This window comes from Streptomyces sp. NPDC005728, assembly GCF_040630895.1.
Classification (GTDB): Bacteria; Actinomycetota; Actinomycetes; order Streptomycetales; family Streptomycetaceae; genus Streptomyces.
Genome location: NZ_JBEXYL010000018.1, coordinates 117,980 through 126,510, shown reverse-complemented (window position 1 = coordinate 126,510; position 8,531 = coordinate 117,980). Strand labels below are relative to the sequence as shown.

The window sequence follows — 8,531 nt, the reverse complement described above, 5'->3', positions numbered from 1 at the left end:
GCGACCACCGCGCGCCGTCCGGGGCGTCCTCGATGACGAGGCCGGACTGCTGCAGTTGGTCACGGATCGCGTCGGCGGTGGCGTAGTCCTTGAGTTCGAATCCCGCCGCTGGCTCCGGCCGGTGTCGTCTAGACTAGGCACTGTCCTGGCGATCACCAGCGCGGCCAGATCACCAGCATTCAAGCTGACTACTCATCATCTCCCTGCTGCGGCTCTTTCGCGTGCACCCGCACATGGTCGGGCCCTCTACCACCCCAACTCGTGCCTTGGCCGGGTGGGACCACGCCAAAGGGCGGCCGCCACAATCTCTCTTTGTCGTCCTCCATATCGTACTTGGCGACCCAGCCGTTCGTGCCATTGAACAGCTCATGCGGATCTGATCCCCCCTCCCAATGCAGGATGAACTTCTCCCCGTCCGCGGTGGGGTAGTGGATATCCCGCACCTCGCCGCCGCGCTTGTAAGTGATCTTGCCAGTGATGGCCACGCTGTCTCCCCACGATGTGAGTACCGCAAGCTCAAGGGCGCTGTGAGTTTGACTGCGTTGTAACTGGCTTCACAGTCGGCCACGGCGGATCGTCGCCCAATCGGGGTGGTGTCGGGCCAGCCATGTGGATGCATTCAGCGGTCGCCCACCCAGGGACCGGTTTCTACAGCGGTAGTCCGGCCCACTGCCCAGTGATCGCCAGGACAGGGCCTAGTGGCCCAGGACACCAACGTCACCGCCGCCGACCTTGATCTCTGGACACAGGCACGGGCCGCCGGCCACGGGGGAGCAAGGCGGGCGGCTTCGTCAGCCTCACGACGCAGTAGGGTCCGCGTCTCCGCCAGAGGCTTTACCGGCTCTGGGTGTAGTTCGACGCCGGTGGCCTCCCGCACCTTCCGGGACATGCTCCGCAGGCCCGCGCTGAACGCGACGGAGAGGCGGAAGGAGATCATCGAGCCCGGCTCGTTCTGATCCGACCACGCTGCGGGCGATCCTGCCGCCGTGCCGCCGTAGATGGTCCCGGAGACGCCGGGCATCGACACCATGGCCTTGTTCTGACTACGGCTCGCCCCCGGCCAACCCGAGGTCGATCATCGGCTGGGTGGTGGTGACGACATGGACGCGGTGCGCGCGGGCGTACGCGGCGACCGCCAGCGACAGCTTCGGCTCGGCGGCAGCATCCCGCGCGGCCGTGTCCAGATACCCGAGCAGATCCGGTGTGATCCGCATCCGCCCTTGCACGAGCCGCAGAGCACCCGCCCCGTACTCCTCCACCAGCCGGGCCGCTTCCGCCCGGCTGGGCTTCTCGACGAGCCCGACCATCGTTTGCACCGGGCCCGTGCCCGCACAGACGATGACCCCGTAGTGACTGGCTGCCTCCACGTCGAAGGGCGTGCCGAGCACAGCAGGAACCCCCGGCGTCGTCGCGGAGGCGAGCAGCGGCAACGCCGTGTGCGTGGCATCGACGTTGTCAGCGAACACCACGTACACGTCCCCTGCGCGCAGATGTTCGGCACCTTCGAGTACGGACGTGACGTCCGCGTACTGGCCCCGCTGCGGGATGAAGTCGACCCGGACCCGGTCTGCCGGGCGCGGCTCCTCCACCGGCTGACGGGCCAGCAGCTGATAGCGGGCCAGCGCACCCGGGGCCAGAACCCGACGAGTCCAGGGCACGAGCGGCGTGTAGTACGGGTGATGGACCACCACGGCCCGCTCGGCACCCGTCGCCCCGGCCTCGTCCACGATGTGCGCGAGGCCCGGCCGCCCCCGGACCGGACGGAGTTCCTTCGGCAAGTACTGCGACCAGCCGCCCACGCGTGTCCCCAGACCCCCGGCGGCGATCACCACCGGCGCCACCGCGATGGCCGTCGTCTGATTCATCGGTGTCCCTCTCGCGTCGGGTTGGAGAGCGGTAGCGTCGGCGAATGCTGCACACACGCGTAACGGGCATCGTCATCAGCGACGACGACAAGATCCTCCTTCTGAACCAGGACACCGACGGGCCACGCCGCTGGTCCCTGCCCGGTGGCAAGGTCGAGGCCGGCGAGACCCTGGAAGAGGCCCTGGTCCGGGAGATGCGGGAGGAGACTGGCGCCGACGTAGAGGTCGGCCGGCTGCTGTACCTGTGCGACAACGTTCCGGCTCACGTCGTGCACATCACTTTCGAGGCCCGGATCGTCGGCGGTGAACTCGGCGCCGTCGCCGAGGGTGCCGACACCCGGCCGATCCACGCTGTCGAGTTCGTGCCGCTCGACTCCCTGCCCAGCCTCGGCTTCAGCGACCTGTTCGTGAAGCTGTGCCGCGACGGCTTCCCGGGCGCCGGCTCGTACATGGGGCCCAAGTCCGCCATCGGCCTATGACCCCAAGGCGTCGAGCAGCAGCCGGTCCAGGGCGCCCGGCGTTGTATGGGCGTCGCTGTCCGCCGCCGTCACCCACCGGTTGACCAGGTTCGCCAGTTCCCACGCCCCGAGCTGGGCGGCATCGGTGGTGTGGCCGTCGCGCACCAGGCGGACGCCCACACCACGCGACGAACCGAGCAGGTAGCGCGACCGCACGGCAGAGACTGCCTCCCATGTGCCCGGGGTGTTCCAGGCCGCGCCCGCCATGTACCGCTGCACGGGCTGCTCGCACGGCTGCTGCGGGCCGTCGGCACACCACACCTGCACGTTGCCGACCAGGTGATGGACGTCCTCCCGGCCAAGTCCCGGCTCGGCCACGGAGCAGGTGTCGCCGATCACGTACTCACAGTTCGACGCGCTGGCGCCGCTCGTAGCCTCCAGGACCTCAGCCCGGGTCGGCAGCCGCGCGCCGCACCAAGCGGCCATGAGCGCAGCACCGACCCACGTCACCCAGTACGCGGGATGATCCTCGAACCCACGGGACACCCGCCACTGCCGCTGCTTCGCATCGAAGTGGAGCCGGCCGCCGCGCTCGTGCGGCATCGGGCACACCAGCAGGTGAGTGCCCAGGCGGCTGTTCGGCGCCCCGCCCGCGTGCAGCAGCGTCAGCAACTCGGCCAGCTCTGCGTTGCTGACCAGCAGGTTGCGCCATCCCGCCCCGGGCGCCGCAGGACGGTAAGCGGGCTGCGGAGCCGGGTGGGGCACGGGCACCGGCCGCGTGGGGACCGCAGGCCGGGCGGCGGGCGCCCGGACCTCATACAGGTCGCCACCGGCCAGCCATTCCACAGCCGTACGGGTCACCTGCCCGTCGAGTACCTGCCCGGCCTGGTCGAGCGTCGCGGCCACCGCCTCGCCGACCAAGGCGGCCTCGCCAGGCGGAAGCTCGGCGACCAGCTCGCCCTTGTGGCCGCTTGTCGCGAACGTCGCATCCACGGCCGCCCGCTCAGGGCCGGACCGCGGTTCCTCGGTCACCGGCGCGGTCACGTCGAGGAAGCCCGCCAGGCCCGACAGGGTGCCTTCACGGTCAGCCACGTGCCGCTCGTACGGGATGACCAGACGGGGCCGGGCGCCCGCGACCGGATCGTGCAGCGCCCGGGCCAGCAGCAGGGCGTTCACCGCGATGAGCCGCCCCAGCGCCGTCGACGGGTCCGGGTCATCGGCAGGCAGGAGGCCGGCGAACGCCGCACGCCACCGCGGCGCGCGAGCCGACGCCGACACCTGCGCGTAACGGTCCTTGTACCGCCAGCGGTCCCAGAGCCGCCCCCGGGCGAACGACGCAGCGATGCCGACCGGCGCGCGGGTCAGGACGATGGCCGGCGACTGGGGGAGCAGCCCGAGGACCGTGTCGGCGGCGAAGAACAGGTTGGTCTCCTTGACCAGGTGCTTCTGCTCCCCGTGCAGGTCGCTGAGCGCACACACCAGCTGATGCCGGCCCAAACCGGTGAGCCCGGTGCCCTGGAGGGTCGGCGGGACACGGTCGCTGGGCGACAGCGGGTGCGCCCGGCTCAGCTGCTGCCGGAACGGCTCGTTGTGCTGGGGCATCACCTGACGCAGCGAGTCGGACAGCCAGTTCGAGCCGACCCGTTCGAAGACACCCAGGGCGAGCACCGGGGGCTGGTGCCCTGCCTGCTCGGCCAGCCGCTCCACTCGGGCGGCCACGCTCGCGACAGTGCCGTCGAGCTGGGCACTGTCCGGCTGTCCGCACAGGCTTGATGCTGCTTCTCGCTGATCGCTGCTGATGCGCGTGTTCACGCGACACCTCCAGTGGACAGGAGCCCCGAGGGGGCAAGGTGCACAGGAGTCTCCGGGCGCCGGTAAGGCCATCACTAGGACACGGAGCGGCCACTGAGCGGCCATTGCCGAGGCGTGTCCGGCGGACCGGCTTGCTCGCGGACGCGTCCCGCAGTAGTCGTAGACGTCCACCTTGTTGGGGAGGCTGCTGCTTTGATCGTCAATCACCAGTTACGCGCAGCCCGGCTCGACCGCGGATGGCTGACCCAAAAACGCGGCGCCGCCGAGGTCAGCCGCGCCGGCCGTGCCGCCCTGGACGAACCGTTCTTCGAGGTGTCCGAGCGCACCTACCGCAGGTGGGAATCGGGCAACCCCGGGTGGCCCCGGCCGGACTGCGAGACCGCGCTGCGCGCAGCGTTCGGTGTGGGCCCGGAGCTGCTCGGGTTCGTGCCGCCGCAGGGACATCCTCAATTCCCTGTCGTGGAGCCGATGCCCACGCGTGTCGATACCGTGAAGTTGATACTCGCTCTGGGAGGGAGCCCCGTGGATCGCAGAGGCTTTCTGGCCACGTCCAGCGGCGCCGCGCTGTCCCTGCTGGGTGTTCCGGACCCAGAAGCCATCACCCGCCGGGCGGCCAACGCCTTGCCGGGAGCCGTCCGGGTCGGGCAGGGAGAGATCCACGCCATTCACCAGATGGTCACGACACTCGGGGACCTGGCCGCCGAGTACGGCGGGGGCCACGCCAAGCACCTGGCCTGCCGGTACCTCACCGACACCGTGGGCCCGTGGCTACGAGGCCGCTACACCGAGCAGACCGGCCGAGACCTGCACGCCGCGACGTCACAGCTGGCCCACCTCATCGGATGGATGGCCCAGGATCTCGGCGACGATCCCGCCCACCAGGGCGAGGCCCGGCAGTACTACGCCAGCGCCTTCCGGCTCGCCGACGAGGCTGGCGAGCCCGAGCTGGCCGCGACCGCGTTGCGCGGCATGACCGTCCAGTCCATCGGCATGGGGCCTCGCTACCGCGCCGAAGCCCTCGCTCTCGCGGAACGCTGCATGGACCACGCCCGCGAACTGAGCGACCCGCGCGCCATCGCCTACTACCAGTCCACTCACGCCGAGGCCGCTGCCCTGGACGGCAACCATCGGCTCGCCGTGCAGGCCCTGAAGGAGTCGGAGGCGCAGATCGAACGCACTGCGGACGCACCGGTCGGCGCATCGTGGGCGAGTCACTTCAGTATGGGCCGGTGGGCACACTCGGCGGGGTTGATCCTCGCCCGCATGGGCGACACCACAGGGGCTCGAGTCCGGTTGCACGAAGCGATGGAGATTCACGGGCTCGACCGGCGGCGCAGCCGTGCAGCGGTCCTCGGCAACCTGGGCGAGATCCACCTCCAGGAAGGCGACCTGGACGGCGCGCTCGCAACGTGGACGAGTTTCCTCGACTGCGCTGAGGGCGTCCACTCGGTGAAGGTCCAGGCGGCAGCCGAGGACATGCGGGTCCGGCTGGCTCGCCATCAGGATGTTCTGGCCGCGCGGGACCTGTCCCAGCGGGCAGCCGCACTCCTGGGCGACTCGGCGGCGGGTGCGCAGACGAGGTGACTTTCGGTCTCGCCGAGTTCGGTGAGGGCGCAGTGCCGGCCGCAGGATGACTGTTGCTGCGGTCAGCTGGCGAAACCGTTGGCCGAGACAGCCTCGGCCGCGCGACAGGCCTGGCACAGCGGATTCTCTGGGGCTGGAGGCGTGGCGCGAGGCTGGATTCGACAACTTAGTGCAGCTCAGCGCCGGTGTGGCTGACGATATCGAGTGCAACAGGTGTGGCGCCATCGCTGAATCGAGCGACGGCGCCTTTCCTGGGGGAACATCTTTGAGGTCTGGCAGGCGCGCTCACAGGCGCTCTCGGCCTCGCCCGCGGTCAGGTCCCTCACCCGGCCCGGCGGCGGTCTGCGGCCCCTGCGTGACCTGGACGCCGCCCGGCCTTGCCCACGGCGAGCAGGATTGACCAATCGGCAGAGTCGAGGGGAGGTCAGAAGGCCCACGGTCCGTTGTCCTTGAAAGGCCTAAGCATCGCGCTGTGTGGTCTGCGAAGGCTATGCGTTGAAGAGGGCGGGTTCGTTGAACAGCGGCGCGGCTGTCGCCTGTGCGGCAAGGAGGTGCTCGATCTCAGCTGGTGTGAGCTGACCATCGCCGCTGTTGACGCGGGCATCGGCATCAGCGAGGGCGGTCAGCGCGGCATTCTCCTCCGGGCTGAGGCCTGTGGCGGGGGTGAGCATGGTGTGTTCGGCAACCGGGTCGGCAATGCCGGGGACCTGAACCGGGGCAAGCATCGGGTAGAGGGCGAACTTGTCAGCGCTGTGCGAGTAGGCGATCCAGCCGGCGTACAGGCCGGCGCACATGCGCACGTCGATGCGGCCCCACCGGCCTTCCTCTTTGATCTCCAGGGTGGTGTGTTTGTCGTGGCTCTTGCTGACTTCGGTCGACTCGGTGGTGACCTTGGACCACTTGAACGAGGCAGTTCGCTTGACCTCGGGGCCCTTGATGTTGACTCCGGCCTCCGCGGTCAGGCCGAACTCCAGGCCTTGGCTGGTGCTGCTGACTTTTGTCACGCGGACACTGTCGGTGTACTCGTTCTTGATGGGGCCTTGGCAGGCGATGGTGTGGCAGATTCGGGGGGCGACGCCGACCAGTTTGCCGGTGAACACCGGCTGACCGGGCGACTTGAGGACCCAGGAATTGCCGAACCACGCGGGCTGGGCGTGCTCCCCCCACAAGGTCTTAAGGCTCTGGATGGTCGTCTGGTTCAGGTCGGCCGCCCAGGCGTTCCAGTCGTCGTGGACGACGGTGACCTTGTCCTTGTCGAAGCCTTTGCCGCGCCAGTGCCCGGCGGCCTCCTTAGTCAGCGTCGTGTAGGCGTCGGCGAGGGGGTACTCCTTCTCGACCTGCGCCTTGGTGAAACTGCGGCACCAGCCCAGGACGAGCGGCTTGTACAGCGGGGCCAGGATGAGCGGAATCTCCTTCAGGTAGATCTGCGGCGGAGCCTTGTAGAACGTCTTGGTGGTGTCCCTCGGCAGGACGTTGTACTCGCCGACCACGATGTCTCCGAAGTTGCTGGACATGGGCGTCAACCTCTTTCGTGTGTCGTGGTCAGGCGGACGCCTGGGGCAGACAGCCTTGCGGCGCCACCCGACCTGTTGATCACAGGCAGGAGCCTTCACGGCCCCGGGGCGCGCGAGCGCACTTCCTCTTCCTCGTGGGGCTGTTCCACGACGCCTTGCCCTTGGCTGCCGGATTCACCCGGGTAGTCACCCGGACGAGGATGAAGAAACGCTTCATCCTGCCGATTGGAGGCATGCGCGCCGTGCGCGGCCTCACCTGCCTCTTCGGGTTCAGAGACAGGCGCGGAGCTGAGTCTCTGCCGCCAGCTGCTGTACTGCCAACTCTCGCGATGAGCACCTGAGCATCACTCAGTGCCACACGCCCCTTGGCCGTGGACGAGAACGGGGCGCTGACGGCCAGGTCACTCGCGCTTGTTCAAGGCCCTGGTCAGCTGCCGGTTGGCTTCCCGGGCAGCCTCCAGTTCGGCCTCGCGTTCCTCCAGGGACGCCCTCAGATCGACGGTCTGCTGTCCCAGACGGGTGATCGTCCGCTGGAGTTCCTCGACATCGGTGGGGGCACCGAGGCCGGACTCGCGCCAGGCCTGTTCCCCCAGAGCCTCGGACAGACGCTTCTCCAACTGCTGGACGCGGGCAACGAGCCGGGTGTTGCGCGCCTGAGCGTTGGCGAGATCGGCCTGGAGTGAGGCATGACTGACGGGGGTGGCGCCCGCAGGATCCTGCGCGGCAGGTTCGACTTCGGCGGCGTGGACCAGGGCGAGCAGGTCGCGGTGGCGGTAGAGGAATGTGCGGTCTACCCCGGCCTGTCGGGCGATGCCGGAGACGCTGATGGGCGTTTCGTTCTGGGCCGCTGCCTTGAGGGCGCAACGCTTCCAGTTGCGCGTTCGCAGCGCTGGGGTGACGGTGGACGGGAACGTCCGATCGAATATCGAAAGGAAGTTCTATTGTGGACGCCAAGGCGACCGCCCTCTACGCGCTGGACCTGTCCGAAGCGCAATGGGCGACGAGCAGCACGTGTCCTCCCTGGGGCGGAGGTTCCTGTCTGGAAGTCGCTGACCTCGGCGGTGGTGCCCGCGCAGTGCGGGACTCCAAGAACCCGGCGTTGCCTGCGCTGCGGTTCACTGCTGGAGAGTGGACGGACTTCACGGATGCTGTGCGCAATGGCGAGTTCGTCTAGCACCGTCCGGCTCGTCCGCTCGTCACGACCCGTGGCATGAACGGAGCGCCCCCGCCGGCTGAGGCTGGCGAGGGCGTTCGCGTTCAACGGTGGGTGGCCGGGTGCCCTGGCGCCAGGCGAGAAC

Annotated in this window: 8 protein-coding genes; 3 read left to right on the top strand and 5 right to left on the bottom strand. The window is 69.0% G+C overall.

Annotated elements, in window-relative coordinates; genetic code table 11:
* Positions 1–188: 188 nt before the first annotated feature.
* Both ABZ471_RS15455 and ABZ471_RS15450 read right to left on the bottom strand, forming a co-directional pair.
* Entirely contained in the window at positions 189–485 is a 297-nt protein-coding gene (locus ABZ471_RS15455) for a hypothetical protein (RefSeq protein ID WP_359066538.1), read from the bottom strand.
* A gap of 558 nt (positions 486–1,043) precedes the next feature.
* On the bottom strand, positions 1,044–1,865 hold the full coding sequence (locus tag ABZ471_RS15450) for a sugar phosphate nucleotidyltransferase (protein WP_359066536.1): 822 nt from the start codon (positions 1,863–1,865) through the stop codon (positions 1,044–1,046).
* Between the two features lie 44 nt (positions 1,866–1,909).
* On the opposite strand from ABZ471_RS15450, the gene ABZ471_RS15445 reads away from it, so the two are divergent.
* Entirely contained in the window at positions 1,910–2,344 is a 435-nt protein-coding gene (locus ABZ471_RS15445) for an NUDIX hydrolase (RefSeq protein WP_359066534.1), read from the top strand.
* Here the strand turns inward: ABZ471_RS15445 and ABZ471_RS15440 are convergent.
* Positions 2,339–4,135, bottom strand: a complete 1,797-nt coding sequence (locus ABZ471_RS15440; RefSeq protein WP_359066532.1) for an SUMF1/EgtB/PvdO family nonheme iron enzyme — start codon at positions 4,133–4,135, stop codon at positions 2,339–2,341. The genes ABZ471_RS15445 and ABZ471_RS15440 overlap by 6 nt on opposite strands.
* A 192-nt stretch (positions 4,136–4,327) precedes the next feature.
* Here ABZ471_RS15440 and ABZ471_RS15435 point away from each other — a divergent pair, with 192 nt between their 5' ends.
* Complete coding sequence (locus ABZ471_RS15435) at positions 4,328–5,719, top strand: tetratricopeptide repeat protein (protein WP_359066530.1); 1,392 nt, start codon at positions 4,328–4,330, stop codon at positions 5,717–5,719.
* A gap of 488 nt (positions 5,720–6,207) precedes the next feature.
* Here the strand turns inward: ABZ471_RS15435 and ABZ471_RS15430 are convergent, their stop codons facing one another.
* Positions 6,208–7,209, bottom strand: coding sequence for a hypothetical protein (locus ABZ471_RS15430; RefSeq protein ID WP_359066528.1), 1,002 nt, complete (start codon positions 7,207–7,209; stop codon positions 6,208–6,210).
* A 425-nt stretch (positions 7,210–7,634) separates the two neighbouring features.
* A complete protein-coding gene (locus ABZ471_RS15425; RefSeq protein ID WP_359066526.1) occupies positions 7,635–7,850 on the bottom strand; it encodes a hypothetical protein in 216 nt (71 codons plus the stop codon).
* A 326-nt stretch (positions 7,851–8,176) separates the two neighbouring features.
* On the opposite strand from ABZ471_RS15425, the gene ABZ471_RS15420 reads away from it, so the two are divergent.
* The gene (locus ABZ471_RS15420) at positions 8,177–8,407 is read left to right on the top strand and encodes a DUF397 domain-containing protein (RefSeq protein ID WP_359066524.1); all 231 of its coding nucleotides are present in this window, start codon (positions 8,177–8,179) and stop codon (positions 8,405–8,407) included.
* Positions 8,408–8,531 lie beyond the last annotated feature (124 nt).